Raw genomic sequence first — 19,440 nt, forward strand, 5'->3', positions numbered from 1 at the left:
CCCACCGAGAATATCGATTGGATAAGGCCCCACGCCCACGGCGAGTCATAACGATCCTGCATGGCGACAGGGCCCTGCGTCATGAACAACGACCATACAACGAAATGCCACAGGCCCGAACCCACGATGACACGCAGCAGAGGCTTTTGCCCGATTAAAAACCTGCAGTCGGACAGTAGGTCGGATCCGAGACCATCGGGCCTCGCGGGAGGAATCTCCGGGAGACGCCTTTGCAGAAGCAGCGACAGGGACATGAACCCGGCGAGCATGAGCCACATTAGCGAAGCGTTGAACAACAGAACGCTTACCGACACGATGGCGGGGCCGACGGCGGAACAGATGCCGAGGACGAAGCTTTGGAGCGAATTCGCTTTTGCCAGACCGCTTTTATCAACGATCAGGGGAAGGAACGAGCCCATCGTCGGAATCATCACCGCCCCGGCCAACTCCACAAAGAAGGAGATACCGACATACCCCTGAAGCGGGATCTGACGTTGTCGGGAATACAATGCGCAGACGACCGCCAACACAATCCATATGACGGTAAGGGCGGAAAACAGTCTCCTTTGTGAGATCCGATGCAACATCATCGGGGCCAGGACCCCTCCGAAAACGGCCGGCAGGGCGCCCAGACCAAGGATCAGGCCTATTTCCGACGCATTATACCCATCCTGAGCCGCGGATGTGGACAACAGAACCGGAACCGAGGCGAACGCGAACGAATAAAGACCCCGCGAAAGCAGGTACGACGGCAATGTCTTCATGATTCCCTTCCATGCCGCAACCGTTTCATGGTCATTATATGGCCCGGGTCGGGAACGTGGAATCGTTCCTCCGCCTGTCGGCCGTTCCCCCGCCCATAGGGCTCCACGATGACGCGCAGCCGGCTTATGACGTTTCGGCATGACGACTCCCCCCGAACCGTTTGGATCCCACGGCGGATCCTGGCGTTCCCGCATGGCGGCAGGCGCCTGCGTCATGAACGACGCGCCCATACGGCGAGGCGACGCAGGGCCCGAACCCGCGGCGGCAAGGTTTTGAAGGGAAATCATGTTTTCGCATGACGGAAGTCGACCGTCTCCTTGAAATGTCATGCGACAGGGATTTACCATGTTTGAGGGGGCCATCCCTTCCATCCAATCGACGAAGATTCGGGGGGACGCGATCATGGGGCCGAAGCCGGATTCTCTCGCGCGGGTCGTCAGGGCACTTTGGGCCATGTCCGCCGTCCGCGCGTGTGGACCGTGTTCCCGTTCACCGCATCCGATCAGGCCAAGGCGCCGTAGGGCGGACGTGCGGCCGGGATGGGTCCGCGGCCGGAGAGGGTGGAAGCGTGCGCCATTACCCGTTCGGGAGGAAGGAGCCGCCATGTTGGTGCTGGATGACGTCGGTTTTTCGTATGGCAGGCGTGTGGTGCTGGACGGGGCCGACGCCGTGTTCGAGCCGGGGTCGGCGACGGCGCTGATGGGGCCGTCGGGGTCCGGAAAGACGACGCTGCTGCGGCTGATGGACGGTTCGCTCAGGCCGGATGCGGGGTCGGTGTCGCTGGACGGCACGCCCGTCGCCGACATCGACCGCGGCGAGCTGTTGGGATCGGTGTGCATGCGCGTGTTCCAGGACTACCGGCTGGTCCCGTACCTGAGCGTGCGGGACAACATCATGCTCGCGGTCGAGGCGTCCTCGCACCGTCGTGGCCATGGTCGGCGGAGGCCGGCCCCCGGCACGGCGGGCGTCGCCGCGGTGGATGCCGGTTCGGTGGACGCGCTGCTGGACCGTGTGCGTCTGCACGGGTACGCGGACCGGGAGGCGGGCGAGCTGTCGGGCGGCGAGCAGCAGCGTGTGGCGATCGCCCGCGCGCTGGTCCTGCGCCCGCGCGTGATCCTGGCCGACGAACCGACCGGCGCGTTGGACGAGGAGAACACGGGGACGGTCGCCGGACTGCTCGCCGACATCGCGCATGAGCGGGGAGCGATCGTCGTCGTCGCCACGCATGACCCGATGGTGGCCGGACGGTGCGACCGGATCCTGCGCATCCACGACCACGGGCTGGTGGCGTCGTGACCGGGCGGGGCCGGCGGGCGGACGCCGTGCGGGTCTCCGGGCGTGTGACCGGCGGGTATGTGCGCGCGCACCGCGGGCTGGCGGTGCTGCTGTTCGTGGTGTCGCTGGCGACGGCGATGCTGCCGGTGCTGGCTTTGAACGGCATGGACGCGTACGTGCGCGCCGTGGAGGAGGGGGCGGCCGGACGGTTCGGCGGGTACGCGTACCAGGTGTCGGGCGGCAGCGACGCGCTGGCCGCCGCGATGGAGGGCCGGACGGCCTCCGGCGACGTCGTCGCCTCCTCGTCGGCGCGTGGCTCGCTCGGCGTGCGGACGGACGGCGGGACGCGCAGCACCGTGGCCGATCTGACGCTGCTGACCGGCCCGTCCCGTTACGGCACGCTCGTCGCGGGGCGACGGGCGGACGCCCCGGGCGAGATCGCGCTGTCGCGGGCCGCGGCTGGGCAGATCGGCGCCGTCCCCGGGGACACGGTGACCGTCGGCTGCGACGATGACGGGGCGTCCGGCGACTACACGCTCGTCGGGCTCACGGTCGACCCGGCCGACACCGGCGCCGTGACGGCCGCGGCGGTGGCCGCGCCGGGCGTGTTGGGGGACGCGCGGCTGTGGCTGACCGACGACGCCGCGGTCGTCGACGGCGGGATCGTGGCGCAGGAGGCCACGACCGGCAGCGTGGCCGTCGGATACCGCGACGCGGCCGTTCGCCGGGCGTCGGAATCGGCGCGCAGCCGCGACCTGCCCGGCTACCGGTGGTACGGGCTGGTCCTGTTCCTGTGCGCGGTGTGCGTGCATACCGCGATGGCGGTCGCGTTCCATCGCGCCGGCCGGTGCAACGGCGGCATGGTCGTGGACGCGCTGCAAGCCTGCGGGTTCCCGCCGCGGGCGGCGCGGTGGACGGTGTTCCGCGGGATGCTGGCCTGCACGCTGCCGGGCTCCGCGGCCGGCGTCGCGCTGGGGTACGCGGTGTTCGCCTGGGGGCACGGCACGTTCGGCGGATGGTTCGGACAGTACTGGCGGTGGGAGGCGTCCGCCGGCGCGCTGTCGGCGGTCGCGTTCGTGACGTCCGTGCTGGCGTGCGCGTGCACGCTCGCATGGGCGGTCCTGTTCCGCCGGCCCTCCCATGGCGGCATGGCCGTGGCGCCGGCCCGGCCCGCGCGCTGGTTCGTCATACCGTCGGCGGCGCTGCTGATTGCGGCGTGCGTGGCGGTCGGACGCTACCACGCCGCCGAATGGGCCTTCGGCGGCGTCGCGGGCGCGCTGCTGGGAGGATGCGCGCTGGGCGCGCTCCTGGCGTCGCTGCCCTGGCTGGCGCGCACGCCGGTGCAATGCCGCGCCGTGGGCCGTTCGCGCGCGCTGGCCGCGCCCGCGTGCGCGCTGGCGCTCCTGCTGCTGGCCGCCGGATCATGGTTCAGCGGGCAGATGATGCTCGCCACCGGCGGCGCGGACAACGGGCTGTTCATCGTCGACTATCTGAACGAACAGGACGTGGACTACCTCGCGGGCCGTTACCCCGACGTGATGGACAAGGCGATCGTGCTCACCGCGCCGGACGAATCCCGTCACCTGGTCCGCGCCACCTCCCAGGCGTACTACGAGTGCGTCGTCCAACGCGGCGTCGACGACTTCGACTGCGGCACCGGCGCGGGCATCGACGAGACGACCGTCATGCTCGTCGACCCCGACTCGCCGTTGGCCGGCACGGCCCGGAGCGACCAGACGGGAACGGACGGGGCCTCCGGCGTCATCCTGATCGACCCCGCCAGCCAGGCGATCGACGGCTCCGCCCGGGTGGACGTCGAAGGCACGGACCCGCTGCTCGACGACGACGCGATGCCCGGCCTGGTCCTGGGCGTCGGCTCCCCTCAGGCTCACACGCTCGGCATAACACCCGGCAGCCAACGCACCCTGGTCATCACCGGCTTCCCCTCGATCGCCTCCGGCGTACGCGACGAGATCCGCTCCGACATCATCAACCGGTGCGGGTACGCGTTCATCACCGAACACGACACGACCTCCTACCGCTCCTACCAGACCCGGGCCATCGCCATGCCCGTCCTGACCGCCATCATCAGCGGCCTGGTGTTCGCCGCCCTAGCCGTGTCCGTCCGCCACTCACAAACCCGGCTGCGCCGCACGCTCCAGGAGTTCGGCGCCGGCCGGAAACGCCTCATGCGCCTGTTCACGCCGCTGGCCGTGACCATGTCGGCCGGAAGCGCGGGCGCGCTGCTGCTCGGCTGGCTCGGCTCCCACCCATGGATCGTCGCACCGTCCACCGGATTCGGCACCACCGGCTGGTGGTGGCTCATCCCCCTGCCCGTCATGCTCATCGAGACCATCGCGCTCACATGGTGGAACAGCCGACCCGAACCCGACGAAAACCAACCGACATGAGCATACACGCTCGTCCCGGGCTCGCCGTTCTTGGATGACTTTCACGGCATACTGGAGGACTGTTGGTATTGACCGGCTTCTGGTCCGATTTGTCACAATCCCGACATGTTGCGCAGGCGGCCTCTGGCCATGTCCATCGATTGGGGGTGGGGGACGATGTGCCGGATATACCGGTATCATCGGTGGTTTTCGATTCCGCTACTCATTGTGTCACGATGATGCCGTTGCCTGGATTGATCGTGAAAACTCTCTATGTCGGAGTCATCAATCCGTAACGTTTTAGAGGGAATCACCTTGGTCGGACGCTTGTGTGCCGTTCATGCTCGGACAGCAGACGGGCCTGAACATCGACGACGCATCCTTCCTTCTCTTTCCCATGTGATGCCGGGTCATGGTGACGGATGGTTGATTCAATGGTATCCGTCCCCTGACCTGCGTGATTCCGCCGAGACGCGGCCATGATTCCACATTTGGTCCTGTCCCCGACCAAGTCTTTTCGGCGGAGGCTGGCCCAATTCCCGATACATCCTCCGCTGCCGGCTATTTCGATACCGTATCTCATGCAGGCGGACACACCCGATTGCACGGCCTGGGGTCATCTCTGTGCCCCGGCTCGATTCGCTCATCGAAACAAATGTCTCCGCCAAAACAGCATTTGCGACCTTCCCGGAGGCCGGATGCTATGCTGAGAATTCATTCATGGTTCCAGAATGACGAAGAGAGGCAAGGACCTATGCCCGCAAAAGGAAGCGATGCGGATCAGCCGTTACTCGACGCGGATGTAGTGGGCAGCGATATTGATCTGCATAAAGTCGCCACCTTATTCGACATCGAAAGCCGGGAACCCAACAGCGCGGAGATATGGTATGGGCATTCCATCCTGACCTCGACGTTGTTCCCGTCGACGCAGCCGGATCCCGGAACCGACTTCGTGTCCAAAAGCAACGGTCAGCTTGAATACATCCTTGAGGCGGGCATCGACCGGCAGGCCCGAGTCCGTAAGTTTCCGTTTGGCAAGTATCCTCGCCTGCTGATGGCGTGGATGGCGAAACAAATTCGGGCCGCAGGGTCCCACCGCACTCAGTTTGTTGATCCGGAGACACGTACCATCACGATTCCGAGCATCTACCAGTTGTGCGAGGACATGGGAATATCGCACGGTGGACGTACCACACAGGCGTTGCAGGAACAGCTGCGTTTGCTGCTGTCCTGCCGTATCTCCATTAACCGAACGACCGGGTTCGCGGGGAAACGCGTAAGCGATACTGCGTACATGCCTATTGTCGAGGCGACTCGGCTTGTCGATGATGAGCGTAATTCCGACTTTTCCGGTGCCACGTTCGTGTTGACCGAGGAGGTGTACAAGCGTCTTGGACATGAGTCGGCTCCGTTTGATACGAGGGCGAGCAGAATCCTGTTGGAGGGACGTAGCGTGCTTCCCTACGACATATACGTGTGGCTGACAGGCAGCATGAAATCTCTGCGGCACGATCTTCCGGTGAGTTGGGATTGGCTGTATGAACGGTTTGGCGATGGCATTAGTAACATGAAGGATTTCCGGAAGATTTTCCGGCGGGCTCTTCAGAAGGTCCGGAAAGTATATCCGCAGGTGAATGTATCGGTTCCTTCTCGTGGACAGGGTATTGTGCTGCATCCGTCGCCTACCGCAGTGACGTCACGGGCGAAACGTGAACTGGAAGACTGACGGTTTCGTTACGTCGTTTCAGCTGTATTGGGGTTTCATCCCCTTGCTTGTGGGGGTTTCATCCCCTATCGGTATCACGGTACTGCTCCGACATGGGGTTTCATCCCCCTCGACATGGGGTTTCATCCCCTTAAATATGGGGTTTCATCCCCTTCGACATGGGGTTTCATCCCCCTCAATGTGACAAAAAGTCTGTAGCGAGTAGGCAAAACAGAGTCGCTTATAGTGTTATAGTTTTATACTTTTTTATAGCAGTACGTTCTTTGACCAGTCACAAGACGATATCGCATAAATGTTTTCCTCCGTCTACCTTCTATCATCTGTCCGATAGCCCACCACATCTCAAATTCATGCAACCAACATATTGTCTTTGATTTACGCGTCAACATGGAAGCAATAAGAAAGGGGATGAAACCCCATTATGCCAACACCTCACATGTCTCCCACAAAATTCCGTTCCACCGTCTACCGTAAAACGTAAACATGGGGTTTCATCCCCCTCCTGTTCTCATGCCGTTTACGCTTCCTTTGCTGAGATGGGCAAATTTCATGAAGTTTGACATGGTTGCGATTTTCTGACGGTGCGAATGCAGATGGCAGCGCCTTTCGAATGGTTCCGTTCATACTGTATTTGTTCCCCAAAGGGGGATGAAACCCCACTATCAGTAATTGATATCGCGTCAAGTTATTTCTTGAACGGCATGAGATTTGCGTTCACGTCTTCGATCAATGGCGGCGCCGTAGATTATTGGGGTTTCGTCCTCCTGCCGATTTTCTGAGATTTCGCTATCTGTTTTGAAACATTCAAGTCGCATCTCCGATTTCGGTTTCCTTTTTGGCAAAGTGACCTGCAACGTCTGCCATGGTTATCGTGATAGGAACCAAGAAATGTTTCCCGGTTTTCAGAAGGACGTTTCACACCGTTTTTCAACGTGAGTTGAAAAACGGTGTGAAACGGTAGTTTAAAACCTTATGCCAGAAGAATATCTGTCCTATCAGATTGATGCTCGGAACTGCGCATAATAATACAGTTTTCAACGTACGATGAGAAAAGGGCGTCATCGCATTTTAATGTTAGCTAGTCCGACCCCCGTCATCTTAAGTCCTTGCCCTTTCGGGTTCCAAGAGCTTGCCATGGACCGATGCCTCGTTCGCGGTGCGGGCGGCGAATGTGATGTGATTTGCCGGATGATTTTTGGGATGCGGAAATCTACGTTTAAACCATGCCGCCATCGTACGTTGAAAAACGGTGCTCATCTTTGGTGTGGAATAACTTCCCTACTCTACTTACGAAGCGGCCTATATCAGGATAGTCAGCGTATCGGCGAGGGCCGGCACCCTATTCCCCCACAAGTCACCCTGCTGTTTGTCAACGCTTAAAGTGGAAATGTTTTCAACGCGAGTTGAAAAATGCGTACAAAATCTTCTTCCCCGTCAACTGTCAAGGTGAAGCATTTTTCATCTGCCGCACAGGGGCGGCCTGCATGGTGCGATTATTAGCTGATGCGATGACACCCCTTTGTCAGGTGTCGTGCATTTCATTTTTTCAACGTGAGTTTGTTAGATGAGAAAAGGGTGTGTGTGATGGTTGTAAGTATCTTTAATGATTGCGATGAAAACATCTTGTAAATGTAGGTTGTAAACAAGTTTTCAACGTGGGATGAAGAATGATTTTTGTTGTCGTTGGTGTGGGGTGCTGTTGTTGGGATGGTGGAGCGGAGTCCTTGTGGTTCTGAATGTCTGGCAGGGCCTTTCGTGGCGTACCGGTGGGGCGCGTTGGTCTTGGTGAGTTCGATGGGGCGTCGTGTGCGTCTTCGTGCGCCGTGGAATATGAAGTGGGTTGCTTGCTGCGGTGACGTTTCGGTCGTGGGGTCGCATGCGGTGTCTCGCGGAGATTGCCGCTAAGTTTTGAGCATATGCGGCGTCTGTTTTCATTCGAGGGATGAGCGGCGTTGGATGGGGCGTTCATGCTCTAGCAGCTGACGATAATCTTCCAGTACATCCAGTGTTACGTCCAATTCACATGCCATTAGGTACGTCTCCCCGTCGTATTCGAATTCCGCGGTCGCATAGGCGTTGACGTCGATGAGGAATTGTGCCGTCTCGCGGCGAGTTCGCAGTTCCGCGCGTTCTCCGTTGATTCCGGCGCAGTCGTTGTCGCCGTGCATCCAATGGAACAGTTCGTGTACGAGCGTGCATTTCTTTTGTACGTCGGTCATGCGTGGGTCTATGACGACAGCCTGCAGATTGTCGTCATAGACCCCGCATGCGGTGTCCGGCAGGTTGGTGCTGATGATGCGTAGCCGTGTTTGTTCGGAGATGGCTGCGCACATCTGTTCGTAGGTCATACCGCAGATGATGGGGAGTCGGCGGCCGTCGTCCTTGCCAGACGTCGAGGTGTTTCTCCCTCGCTGTGAATCTAGTGCGGATAAAAAGTCCTCAACGTCCATCGCCACCTTCGATCTCTTCGTACTTATTGGGATCTCGATTCGCGACAAGCGACATGTCGCCGTTGGCGAGTTTTGCCAGCACGACTTGAGCGAGTTGGTCGTCGGTCAGCGTCGTTGTCGCGTCCGTGGGGTCCATCGTCTTAAGTCTTTCTCGAATGAGGGAAAGCCGCTGCTCGTCGGTTAGTCCCGGTTGGTTTTCCGGCAGGGCGGACAGGTCTTCCGTGCGCATGATCGTGATTTGGTATTCGTCCGGGTGGTCCGAACTGATTTTGAGCATCTGCGCGAGGACGTCGTGTGGATGCGGAGGGGACGAAAGTTCCTGGTCTGTGGGGTGGTGTCCTTCCTTGGTCGATTTGAGTTTCGCGTCCGTTCGGTGTTCCTGTGTCCATTGCGTCCGGACGATGATGTCGCAGAACGCCCGTACGCATGAGGTGTTTGTGGCCTCGCAGATAAGCAGCAGTTCGCTGATGCGCGCCGGGGCCTTCTGCGCGTTCGTAATGTCGCGGATGCGGTTGTATTTAATCTGTCCGCCTGTCTTCTTTTCGAGATCGCGAGGTTTGGTTCCTGTGCGATCCAGCATTTCGGCGATGACGTCTGCCGCCGCATAGTCGGCGGCGCTCCATGGGTAGCTTCTTTGCGGCATGTTCCCATGATATATAGAATTCACTTGCAACATGCCGATTAGTCACTTGCGATTGTTTTTTCGTGTTCTCTGCCATATACTCGACTAAGAAAATTCACTTGCAACCAATGGGGGTTTTATATGAAAGAGTCGGTTACGTTTTCCCATACGACGCAAGAAAGGGCCGACGGCCCACGTGTTTTTCGACGCGGTACGGGCACTCGGTCGCCGCCGCCTTTGGGTGTAAACGCGTTCACCATCTGCGTGTGTGGCGTGGAACGTACGGAGTGTAGGGTTCTGTGCCCATACGTGGACCCGTTTTGCGAGAAAAGCGGAATCTGTGCGGCGCGGGATGTCGACGGTTTCTCCTTTTCACCTGGAATCCCTCAGGATCGGTATGTCCGGCGGTCATCCTGATGTGCCGGTGCGGCGACGGTTTTGAACGCCGTCGGCGTGAGGGTGATTCCACATTCTTCTTGTACTTGGTCGGTTACATCCTAGGGATTCGTTTGCCGGGCCCGCGGAATCGACACTGATGTCGTCGCAATCTTTCATGCATTTGTTTTTTGAAAGGCGCTCGTCTTCCTTCCTATGTGAATACAGGCCGATCGGCTCCATGTCGTTTCGGCGCAGCGGAGTCTCCGGAGATTCATGGGCGGCGAAAGCGACCTGCATGGAGCATGCGGCTCCGTCTCGTGGTCGGGGCTGGACGGCGCACGCAGCTGATGTCCTTGAAAGACGATGCTTGGCGATGCTCCTTGCGAAGACCGTGATTTGAATTTGGAGTTATATCACAATGAATGATTTCATCAAAACATCCTCGTTTCGATATTTCCATACGTTTCCCGGACGTCGTATGACGTGGCGTATCGATTTGTGGAGAGTCGGGAAGGCACGTTGTCGGTCCATGGCGTTCCATCCCTCGTCGAAGTCCGCGGCGACGCAATGCGGCGCGGACCGGGGGTGTGAGTCATGAGCGTGAAAGCGATGGACTGGGCGCTGCGTTTCGCTCCGGTGGACGCGCGTCATAACGGAGCGGAACGGCTGCTGATGTGCTTGGCGAACGTTGCCGATGAATACGGTCGCGACGCGCATCCGACACAACGACGTCTGGCTGAATGGTGCCGCTGCAGCGTGAGCACGGTCAAAAGACATTTGGCATGGCTTGAGTCAAACGGCCTAATACGTCGCGGAGATCAGAGTCGGGTTTCCCACTTCAGTGATGGGCACCGACCGGTTGTATGGGATCTGTGCCTGGAAAACCGTGTGGATTGTTCGAAAAGAATCGTCAGATCCGCCGGTGTCGATTCATGGCCGGACAATCGCCCGGCTATGAAGGGCGAGACGGGCGGGCAAACGGACGTGGTCAGCTGTGAAGGACCATCCGGCAGCAGGCCGGGGGTCACGGCTATGAACTACCCCCCGGCTCAGCAGATGAACTACAGTACGTCCCTGGTACGTAATATCCCCTCTGCCCCTACGGGGCATCTCCCCGAAGACGGGGAGACGCCAGCAGTGGAAAAGACGGACGGTGCTTCAGGGCGGAGGACGGGGGTGGCATGCGATACGGGAATCCTTGACCGTGGGGGAGAGGGTATCTCAGACGTCGATGCGTGCATCCGTTTCTTGGCGGGCGTCCGCTCCTCGAAAGGATTGACGACGCCTGCGGCGACGAAACGTGATAGGCGCGCGTTGTCAAACCTGATGCGTCGTCTGTCCGCGCAGGGAGACCAATCTCCGGAGTCAAGCATTCGTGAGGCGGTACGGTTTGCGGTCGGGAGCGTCTGGTGGGCGAAAAGAATCCGTTCGATGCGTCGACTGGCCGTTTGCTGGGACGAGCTGTCAGACGACATGCGCATCGGCGTGTGCCCTGACCTCGGGGGAAATCAGATCGAACGAAGGCAACGGAACTCAGAGGCAATCCATGTCGGAAAGCATCGGCATTCGCCGGATTGTCCTCATGTACGGCGCCTGTTGGAATCGAGTTTGATTTTGAAGGCTGCGGAGCCGGACCTCAAACGGCGTCTGCTCTGGGGGCCCGAAGTGGCGGACGGCATGAACAATCAAGGCTGCTCCAACGACAACGTATGGATTTTCGATTTGGAACGGCGGATTCGTTCGAGTCGGGAGACGATATGAAAGGTGTGGGGATATGCGTACAGATCGCTTTTGAAAACCCAGATCTGGCCGATCGCATGTGGGGGACCGTTTCAATCGGCGACCACGACGAAGTGGATAATGAGATGCGTGAACGTGCACGTATGCTATGCGGGCGGTGCCCGTTTCGGTCCCGCTGTCTTGCTGTCGCATTGACTCGCGGTTGGAAGGACGACAGCATCATCGGAGGTCTGGATTACCGTCGTCGCGTCATGCTCGCTGCATTGATCAACGATGATCTGCAGCCCGGTCAGCCGACCGTTCGTCTGCATCATGTGCCGGAGTGGCGTGTAAGCGCATGGCTCGATGAGCATGCCGAATGGCCCGGACTTCTGTCTGCCATGGAACGGCGGTATTGGCGTGAGCGCAAACGAATCTCGCGTCGCAAGGACAATGAATCGTCGAAGTCTTTGGGCTAGCTGATTCAATCGCGGTCGCAGGGCGGAATTTGCTGGCGGTGAGGGAAAATAGTTCATTGCATGATCTGTCCTTGGCTGCCTTGCATTTTGGCGGCGTCGCGGCTTTCCTGGGATTCCTGTCGTTTTTGTTGATGCGGTGTTGAAAAAGGGCGATTGTTCATGACCATCCTAAATGTTCGGTGGTTGTCGGCTTCGCGATGTTGATGGGCGCTATATGACTCCTTCCATGGTCTCGAGAGAGCGAATAGCGATGGAATTATTGAACGCGCTTTTCATGCATAGTAATGGTTCGATAGTTTGGGTCACCATCGTGGGTGATTGTTGGTCGCGAGTCCTGGGCGGCGCATTTGATATGACGAAAGCGTGACGCTGCTTTAACGACAGTCCAGGACGCGTACGGCGCGCCCACCCGCAGCCCGCCCTGATTGGGCGCGGCTGTATCCGCGCCGTCGTCCAACCTCGTAGCGATTAGATGGAACCTCGCCTGGCCTTCGCCGGGCCGCCGCGCTCGGTGCCTCGGCCCCCCATGAAACCGTACAACTGCTCGACATGATCCATGCCAACCTCCAATGATCGGAAAACAACCAGCCTTATCATCATCCGATGGACTCGCCGTGTTGTGGACGGACGCGCAAACGGACCATCTTGTCCGTTTTGTCCGTTTGCCGCATGATGGTGGGTATCTGAATACGCAAGGAGGACGAACGATGACGCTGTCATTGATTGATACGCCCGCGCCGGCCGGGGCTCGGTTCGCGCTCCAGGGGTACGGAAGGACCTACGAGCTGACCGAGGAGGAGTTCAACGCGGCTATGCTCGCTGCCGACGCGCTGTCCCCGGACGCGCGCCCTATCGGCACCGGCGAGGCCGCCAGGATCCTCGGGATCAGTGCCAAAACGGTGGCCCGCCTGCTGGACGCCGGTCGCATCCCCTGCTACCGCAACGGCGGGACCGGACACCGCATGATGGAGATGCGCGACGTGCTTGCCTACAAGACGCGGCGCGACCGCCGCCACGACTTGCTCGAACAGGCCCGGGACATCGCCTATGACATGGGCGCTTACGACGATTCCGCCGCCGCGGGGACGCGCAGATGATGCGCGCGCTACTCGACGCGAACGTGTTCTTTCAGACGTGGACCGTCGACCTGCTGCTTTCGTTCGCCGACTCCGAATTCTTCGAGCCCCTGTGGTCCGACCTATTCTGGCGGAGGTACACGAGCACCTGCCCAAGGTATGGGGACGTTTCGCTGCCTCTGGCGTGGACCGCTACCTGCGTCTGGTCGACGCGGCCTCCCCGGACGCCAGGGTCCGCGGATGGGAAGCGCTGGAGAACTCGATTCGGCTCGCGGATCCCGACGACCGGCACGTCCTTGCCGCCGCCGTGACTGGACGGGCCGATGTGATCGCCACATGGAACCTCAAGCACTTCCCGGAACCCGTCCTCGCTCCGTACGGGTTGCGCGCCGTCTCCCCGGACGATCTGCTGTGCGAGCTGTTCGCTATCGATCCGGAGGAGGCCATGACGGTCATGCATGCGCTTGTCGCGTCGAAGATACGGCCCCCACGCACCATGCGCGAGGAGATCGAACACCTCCGGCTAATCGGCGACGAACGATTCGCCGCACTGATCGAGGAACACACCACCCCGGACGCCGAAGTGTTCCTCGAAGAGGAATAAAAGGCCCGCCCCGTTGATGGGGCGTGCTTTGTCCGTCCGTCCGACAGGCCGGTCGGACGGACGCTTCACGCCGGTCAGGCGCGGCTGTTACCGGCCGTCTTTCCGACGTATGCGGCGTGGAAGCCTGCGACGCGTCGGCGGATGACAATCAGGCGGCCGCCGATCGTGAGCATGGCCAATTCGCTTGCAGCGATCACACCAGCAAGACACTCATCTCATGCAGTATCACTCCACAACGGTCTGGTCATCTTTATGGAAAAATTGCTTGATTTCCCATATAAGAACTTTCCCGCGGGTGTTCCATTCATTGAACCAGCGCTTCACCAGTTCCTTGTTTTCGTATTCAGGCCCCCAGCTTTCGGTATAGACGACATCGTCCGCGAAGATATCATCTATTCCTGAATCCTGTTGATTGATCCACATGCCGAACCATAGACGGATGATTCTTTCTCGCTCTTCCATATGATGAAAACCTCCAAGCCGATATTCATGGATACGTAATTCTCAAGACCGATCCCGGCTGATTTCCGGCTTTTTGACTGGTGTGCTTTTTGACTGGTGCATCACTCGTCTTGGGCAATAACCCGCCGTCGCAATCATCATGCCGGCCTTGTCGGATCGGCGGGCTTTCGAATCGGCGAAGCTTTGAAGCCGTGTTCGGCCTTTATGGGATTTGACGGACGGCCGGCGTCCCGAAACCCTCGTGAAGGCACAATCCTTTCAAGGGGATCGCCGTGACCCGAAGGAAATTCATGCTGGAGGAAGTGGCCGGAATCAAAACCGTAACGATCTGCGGCAGCGCATTATAGAACAATAGATATCTGTGATGCCGTTTATATCGTTGACCCCGATGGGATGTCGGAGCATCGGTCGCCGATGAAATTTCATATGCAACGGTAAACGGGGAAGAGTCCATTTTTCACAGCGGACAGTCCTGGAGCATTCCGCCAGATGGGCATGGTCGTCGGCGAGACGGCGGAACCGGTCGCCTTGATGACGATTGTGAGGCGGCGCAGCGTAGCGTGATACGGGATGCCGCTTTGTCCAAACCGGCATGGCGGGAACGGGGTTCTAATGGAGATGGTCACATCCGGTGGCTGCTTCTCATGGGACATGGGGCCGGTTGGCCTGTCGAGGCAGACAGGCGTCCTCGTCCTCTTGGCATGAGGAGGGGAATGAATCATTGGAAGGCCCAGGGATATGAGCTGCAAGCATATATGTAAAATCGTCGCGGCTGCTGTCATGGCCAGCCTGGTTGCAGGAGGGGCGACGGCTTATGCGAACGATATCGAACTGTACGGCGGTGGGGGAGGTAACGCCGGGGGCGGCGTCCCGGCCGGCACCGCCGACATGTATCTGACCTGGCGATACCAGGACAACAACGACGGCGGTTTCGGTCCCGCGTCCGATCCCGCCAGCACCCGTAAAGCACTCGAGATGGACTGGCCCCGCCTCGAGGGCCATGCCGACGACTGGATCGCCGAGGCGACGGCGGAAGCGAACGCGAACTGCTCGGCACGATTCGACGAAGCCCATCCGGACCAGGCGGGTCAGGCGCAATGCCGTGTGGTGGCCGTGGGCGCCGTCGGCGCGCAAAGCTCGAAAGGCAACCAGTTCGGCTATGAGGCGGGCGCGGACCACGGCATCTGGATGGACGCATGGAACCAGATCGTCGCACAGAATGGTCCTTATCGCAATAACGGTAAGGAATATCACACCAGCGATATTTTTGCGGACCAGCCGGGCACGAGCGTGGACTCCCTCGCCGACCAGTGGGCGCCCGACTACGCGAACGGCCAGTCCACCGGCACGATCGTCGTGATCGCGCTCAATCAGTACGAGCCGGCCGATCCCGCATATGACCTGACGATCACGACGACGGCGCAGGCCCCGGACGGGTTCACGGCCGGGTCGACGACGCCGTTGAAGGACGTGATCCACGCGGAAGCGTCCGACGGCACGAAGGAGAGCCTCCAGGCGACGGTGACCCTGCATTTCGACGGGAACGAGGACCAGGACGCGCGGCAGGCGGCGAAGCAGGTGACGATCACATCGAACGGGGACACCACGTCCCCCGAGTTCACGCCGTCCGATTTCGGGTTCGAATACTGGCACAAGGGCAATTACTGGTTCGACGTGCAGGTGCCGAAGCAGGGCGAGATGTCGGCGGCCGTCGACACCCCGGACAACGAGCCGTCCGAAACGGTCGGCGCGAAGGGATACACGCTGACCGGGTCGACCACGATCCAAGCGCCGTCCGACCTGCGTGACGGGAGCGTCGACCCGTTCCGGGACGTGATCCATCTGAGCGGCGGGCCGGGCGTCGAGGTCGACGCGACCGTGACCGCCCACTACGACGGCAACGACTACGTCGCTCCGGCGTCGGCGACGATCCGGATGAAGGTGAGCACGGACGGGGACACCACGACCCCGGACTTCAGCCCGTCGGATTTCGGGATGACGCACTGGCAGGCCGGCACCTACTGGGTGGACGTGTCGATCGAACAGCAGGAGGACATGGAGGAGGGGATGGACACCCCCGACCGCGACCCCGCGGAGACGTTCCGCATCAGCGAGGTCCCGCCGCCCGCTCCGGAGAAGACGATCGAGGAGGGCGTGAGCGCGGATTCGATGGACAACCGGACCACGATCACGACCGGCACCGGCCGCGGCGGCTGGGAGATGACCATCACCGACCGGATCGAACCGAACGGCGTGGACTACGAGATCGACGACATCAGACTGGTCGACAGGACCGACGACGGCAGGGACGTGTCCGGCACCTTCACGATCGAATGGGACAAGACGGCGAACACCGTGACCGCGACGCACTCCAAGGAGCAGGGCGAGCTGCCCCTGGACCACGAGTACGAGCTGAGCTTCCAGGTCAAGGTCCGCAAGCCGTCCGACTGGCAGAAGGTCACGGACCGGGCGACCGTCGAGTGGAACCACGAACCCGACGCGTCGACCGATGAGCACGAGTTCCCGACATGGCGTCCGAACCCGGACAAGAGCTGGGTGAAGATGAACGCCGAGACCGGCAAATGGGAGGCGGTGATCGACCCCGACCGGACCAACGCGACCGGCGGCGACACCCAGAAGTTCCTGGACGGGGACAAGGTCGCCAGCGTGGTGAACGCGACATGGACCGCGGACGCGATCGACGTGCCGTTCAGGTTCGAGATCACGGACGACTGGACGAAGGCCGACTACATCTGGGACGGGCCGGACAAGGCCGGCCTGGTGAAGGTGTACGTGGCCGAGGCGTCCTCGGACCGCGAGTCGAGCGTCCCGGACATCGCCAACAAGGGCGAGGACGTGACCGAGCACTTCGACATCAAGGTCGAGGGCACGAAGGTGACCGCCTCGGCGAAACCCGAATACCTGGAAAGGATGCAGGGCATGGCGAAGCCGATGCAGTACACGCTGCTGCTTCCCGGCGTCGTCGACTACGCCGACGGCGGCGGAGCCGGCCAGGTCCGCGAGGACTTCGGCAGGCAGCCGGGCGACGAACTGACGTTCTGCGCCGATTCGGCGGCGTCGAAGGACCCGACGGACGCGACGCTGACCAACAGCGGTTCGCAGACGGTCAACGACCACACGATCGAGACGAACGAGCCGTACATCTGCGGGTACATCCCGCCGGTGGAGAAGGACGTCATATCCGAGGCGTCGCAGGGCGGCGAGCAGGAAAGCGTGCAGGGCAAGGTCGTGTATCCGGGCCAGAAGGTCGAATACCAGCTCCTGACCACCCCGAACCTGCCGCAGGACCTCGCGTACACGATCGGGAAGGTCGTGTTCACCGACCGGTACGACCAGTGGCTGGAACCCGACAAGCAGACGGTCGAGATGATGGACCTGACGGACGGCAAACCCGTCTCGAAGACCGAATACGAGACCGCCTGGGATGCGGACGGGCATCTGTTCCGCCTGACGGTCACCGACCAGGAGCTCATCGGCCAATGGCGCGCGGGCGGGAACCCGCGCATCCAGATCCGCTTCGAGGGCACCGTCGCGAAGGACGCGCCCACCGACCACAAGGTCGACAACGACTGGGTACTCACCCTGAACAACTCCCTCACCCCGAGCAACGAGGTGTTCAACACGCCACCGGAGTTCGACCCCTCCAAGGAGGACAACCAGAGCGAGACGCAGGGCGATCCGACCGTGTCGATCGACGGGAAGACCCTCCTGCTGGGCGACACCGGCAACTACGTCGTCAGCCTGGACCTGACGCAGACCGGCCAGGCGTACCGGGTGTGGCGCGCGGGCATCGTCGACGACTTCGACGACGGGCATCTGGAGATCCTGGCGAAGGACGTCGAAGTGCTCGACTCGACGGGCCGTGACGTGACCGACCGGTTCAACGTCGAGATCCGCGACGGCGTGGCCTATGCGTTCGCCAGGACCGTGGACACGGAGATCCCCGCGACCGGCGAGACCGTCCCCGGCGACCCGCAGCCGGGGAACCTGAAGGAGTACAGCGAATGGGACGGCTACGACCCGCTGAAGGACCCGGCGATCGACCAGACGCTGCTCGGCCGGTCGTATCAGGTGATCCTGCCGTACACGGTCATCAAGGTCGAGGACGGCTACGTGGTCAGGAACACCGCCACGCAGATCGAGAACGACCAGAGCAGGGAGACCAACGAGGTGTCCAACCCGCTCAAGCCGATCAACCCCGCCAAGGACGTCGTGATCGAGGTCGGCGGCGACAGCGCCGACGGCCGGTCGATCTATCTGGACAACGCGTTCCTCTACCAGCTGGATTCGTCGATCATCCCGCCGGACCGCGCCTACCCCGAGGTCACCGAATGGGGCATCGACGACCAGCTGAACCCGCAGACCGACGTGCTCACCGGCCAGTGGGCCGTATACACGGCCCGCGACCTGTACAAGGACGGACAGGTCCTGGCCGCGAAAGGCGAACGGATCGCGGGCAGCGGCTTCGACCCGACGGGACTGGGCGGCGACCTGTTCGCCGCCGGGCTGGATCCGGCGACCGGCGAGGTCGTGATCGAATCCACCGAGCTCTACCGGTCCCTGGTGTCCGCGGACACCTCGCATGAGCAGGGATGGCGCGCATACATCCAGGTCAAGCGCGCCATGGTCACCGACCGGCAGGAGAACCGGTTCACCGAACGCTACAACGGCAAGACGCTGGAATCCAACGTCGTGTGGACCAAGACCCCGGACATGACCCCGTCTCTTTCGATCGAGAAATGGGACGAGGCCAGCGGCTGGCCGGACGGCGACCGCGACGAGCCGGAGGACGCGCTGCAGGGCGCGAAGGACGGGGACACGATCGTGTTCACCATCACCAACACGTCGAAGACCGATCCCGACACCGGCGACGGCGCATGGTTCCGGGCCAAGGACCTGAAGCTCACCGACGAGACCATCGTCGGCGACGGCACGGTCGTGGACCTCGTGTACCCGGACGACTGGGACACGCTGGTCCTCAAGCCCGGCGACAAGGTCGACGTGAAGGGCACCCTCAAGGGCTTCACGACGGAGAACCACACCGACCGCGCCCAAGTGACCGGCGTCCCGCTCGTCCAATGCCCCGTCGTCGACGAGGACCCGTTCGATGGCGCGGACGAGGGGGACGATCCCAACGCGGACGAGCCCGGAGATGATGGGCATCCCGATCAGGAACGGCCGGAGGAAGGAGACAAGCCTGCCGGCGACGAACCGGATGAGGACGCAACCGGTCCCGTGACCGTCGACGGGCGGACCCTGTGCACGGACACCGTGGTGGAATCCGCGACGGACGACTGGAACGCCACACGCGCCAAACCGCTGGCCTCGACCGGCACGTCGGTCGCGTTCGCGGCGCTGACCGGCCTCGGCCTGCTCCTGGCGGGCGCCGCCCTGGCCTACACCCGCCGGCGGAGCCGCTGCGCCTGAGCCGCTGGTTTCATGCCGACCATTGACCGGCCGCAAATGATCGTGG

At 61.3% G+C, this 19,440-nt stretch carries 12 protein-coding genes and 1 pseudogene; 9 read left to right on the forward strand and 4 right to left on the reverse strand.

The window, feature by feature from the left end; all coding sequences use genetic code 11:
• On the reverse strand, positions 1–764 hold a 764-nt coding region (locus tag AC1AX7_RS08240), incomplete at its 3' end, for an MFS transporter (RefSeq protein WP_476509601.1).
• Between the two features lie 604 nt (positions 765–1,368).
• On the opposite strand from AC1AX7_RS08240, the gene AC1AX7_RS08245 reads away from it, so the two are divergent.
• From AC1AX7_RS08245 to AC1AX7_RS08255, 3 genes are all read left to right on the forward strand, one after another.
• Positions 1,369–2,061: an ABC transporter ATP-binding protein gene (locus tag AC1AX7_RS08245; RefSeq protein WP_476509602.1), complete on the forward strand. Its 693-nt coding sequence runs from the start codon at positions 1,369–1,371 to the stop codon at positions 2,059–2,061.
• Between the two features lie 59 nt (positions 2,062–2,120).
• Entirely contained in the window at positions 2,121–4,451 is a 2,331-nt protein-coding gene (locus tag AC1AX7_RS08250; protein WP_476509603.1) for an ABC transporter permease family protein, read from the forward strand.
• A gap of 733 nt (positions 4,452–5,184) precedes the next feature.
• Positions 5,185–6,156, forward strand: a complete 972-nt coding sequence (locus AC1AX7_RS08255) for a replication protein RepA (protein ID WP_476509604.1) — start codon at positions 5,185–5,187, stop codon at positions 6,154–6,156.
• Positions 6,157–8,087: 1,931 nt separating this feature from the next.
• Here the strand turns inward: AC1AX7_RS08255 and AC1AX7_RS08260 are convergent.
• Together AC1AX7_RS08260 and AC1AX7_RS08265 are read right to left on the reverse strand one after the other, a co-directional pair.
• Positions 8,088–8,606 carry an ImmA/IrrE family metallo-endopeptidase gene (locus AC1AX7_RS08260; protein ID WP_476509605.1) on the reverse strand — a complete coding sequence of 173 codons (519 nt, stop codon included), beginning with the start codon at positions 8,604–8,606 and terminating at the stop codon, positions 8,088–8,090.
• On the reverse strand, positions 8,596–9,282 hold the full coding sequence (locus AC1AX7_RS08265; protein ID WP_476509606.1) for a hypothetical protein: 687 nt from the start codon (positions 9,280–9,282) through the stop codon (positions 8,596–8,598). Before AC1AX7_RS08265 ends, AC1AX7_RS08260 begins: the two co-directional genes overlap by 11 nt.
• 996 nt (positions 9,283–10,278) lie before the next feature.
• Between AC1AX7_RS08265 and AC1AX7_RS08270 the strand changes: the two are divergent.
• The 5 genes and pseudogenes from AC1AX7_RS08270 to AC1AX7_RS08290 form a co-directional block, all read left to right on the forward strand.
• Positions 10,279–10,353: pseudogene (locus AC1AX7_RS08270) on the forward strand (hypothetical protein); the annotation flags it as partial.
• Positions 10,354–11,037: 684 nt separating this feature from the next.
• The gene (locus AC1AX7_RS08275; RefSeq protein WP_476509688.1) at positions 11,038–11,367 is read left to right on the forward strand and encodes a hypothetical protein; all 330 of its coding nucleotides are present in this window, start codon (positions 11,038–11,040) and stop codon (positions 11,365–11,367) included.
• A 104-nt stretch (positions 11,368–11,471) separates the two neighbouring features.
• On the forward strand, positions 11,472–11,804 hold the full coding sequence (locus AC1AX7_RS08280; protein WP_476509607.1) for a WhiB family transcriptional regulator: 333 nt from the start codon (positions 11,472–11,474) through the stop codon (positions 11,802–11,804).
• A 707-nt stretch (positions 11,805–12,511) separates the two neighbouring features.
• Entirely contained in the window at positions 12,512–12,901 is a 390-nt protein-coding gene (locus tag AC1AX7_RS08285; protein WP_476509608.1) for a helix-turn-helix domain-containing protein, read from the forward strand.
• A gap of 91 nt (positions 12,902–12,992) precedes the next feature.
• Positions 12,993–13,484, forward strand: a complete 492-nt coding sequence (locus tag AC1AX7_RS08290) for a PIN domain-containing protein (protein ID WP_476509609.1) — start codon at positions 12,993–12,995, stop codon at positions 13,482–13,484.
• A 225-nt stretch (positions 13,485–13,709) separates the two neighbouring features.
• Here AC1AX7_RS08290 and AC1AX7_RS08295 read toward each other — a convergent pair whose 3' ends face one another.
• On the reverse strand, positions 13,710–13,946 hold the full coding sequence (locus AC1AX7_RS08295) for a nuclear transport factor 2-like protein (protein ID WP_476509610.1): 237 nt from the start codon (positions 13,944–13,946) through the stop codon (positions 13,710–13,712).
• A gap of 738 nt (positions 13,947–14,684) precedes the next feature.
• Between AC1AX7_RS08295 and AC1AX7_RS08300 the strand changes: the two genes are divergently transcribed.
• A complete protein-coding gene (locus tag AC1AX7_RS08300) occupies positions 14,685–19,394 on the forward strand; it encodes an LPXTG cell wall anchor domain-containing protein (RefSeq protein WP_476509611.1) in 4,710 nt (1,569 codons plus the stop codon).
• Positions 19,395–19,440 lie beyond the last annotated feature (46 nt).

This window comes from Bifidobacterium sp. LH_449, from assembly GCF_056356755.1.

What these genes read in the sequence shown, in the direction of transcription:
- AC1AX7_RS08245 (WP_476509602.1), top strand. Translation starts at nt 1,369, where the DNA reads ATGTTGGTGCTGGATGACGTCGGTTTTTCGTATGGCAGGCGTGTGGTG.
- AC1AX7_RS08255 (WP_476509604.1), top strand. Translation starts at nt 5,185, where the DNA reads ATGCCCGCAAAAGGAAGCGATGCGGATCAGCCGTTACTCGACGCGGAT.
- AC1AX7_RS08260 (WP_476509605.1), bottom strand. Translation starts at nt 8,606, where the DNA reads ATGGACGTTGAGGACTTTTTATCCGCACTAGATTCACAGCGAGGGAGA.
- AC1AX7_RS08265 (WP_476509606.1), bottom strand. Translation starts at nt 9,282, where the DNA reads ATGTTGCAAGTGAATTCTATATATCATGGGAACATGCCGCAAAGAAGC.
- AC1AX7_RS08275 (WP_476509688.1), top strand. Translation starts at nt 11,038, where the DNA reads ATGCGTCGACTGGCCGTTTGCTGGGACGAGCTGTCAGACGACATGCGC.
- AC1AX7_RS08280 (WP_476509607.1), top strand. Translation starts at nt 11,472, where the DNA reads ATGCGTGAACGTGCACGTATGCTATGCGGGCGGTGCCCGTTTCGGTCC.
- AC1AX7_RS08285 (WP_476509608.1), top strand. Translation starts at nt 12,512, where the DNA reads ATGACGCTGTCATTGATTGATACGCCCGCGCCGGCCGGGGCTCGGTTC.
- AC1AX7_RS08295 (WP_476509610.1), bottom strand. Translation starts at nt 13,946, where the DNA reads ATGGAAGAGCGAGAAAGAATCATCCGTCTATGGTTCGGCATGTGGATC.
- AC1AX7_RS08300 (WP_476509611.1), top strand. Translation starts at nt 14,685, where the DNA reads ATGAGCTGCAAGCATATATGTAAAATCGTCGCGGCTGCTGTCATGGCC.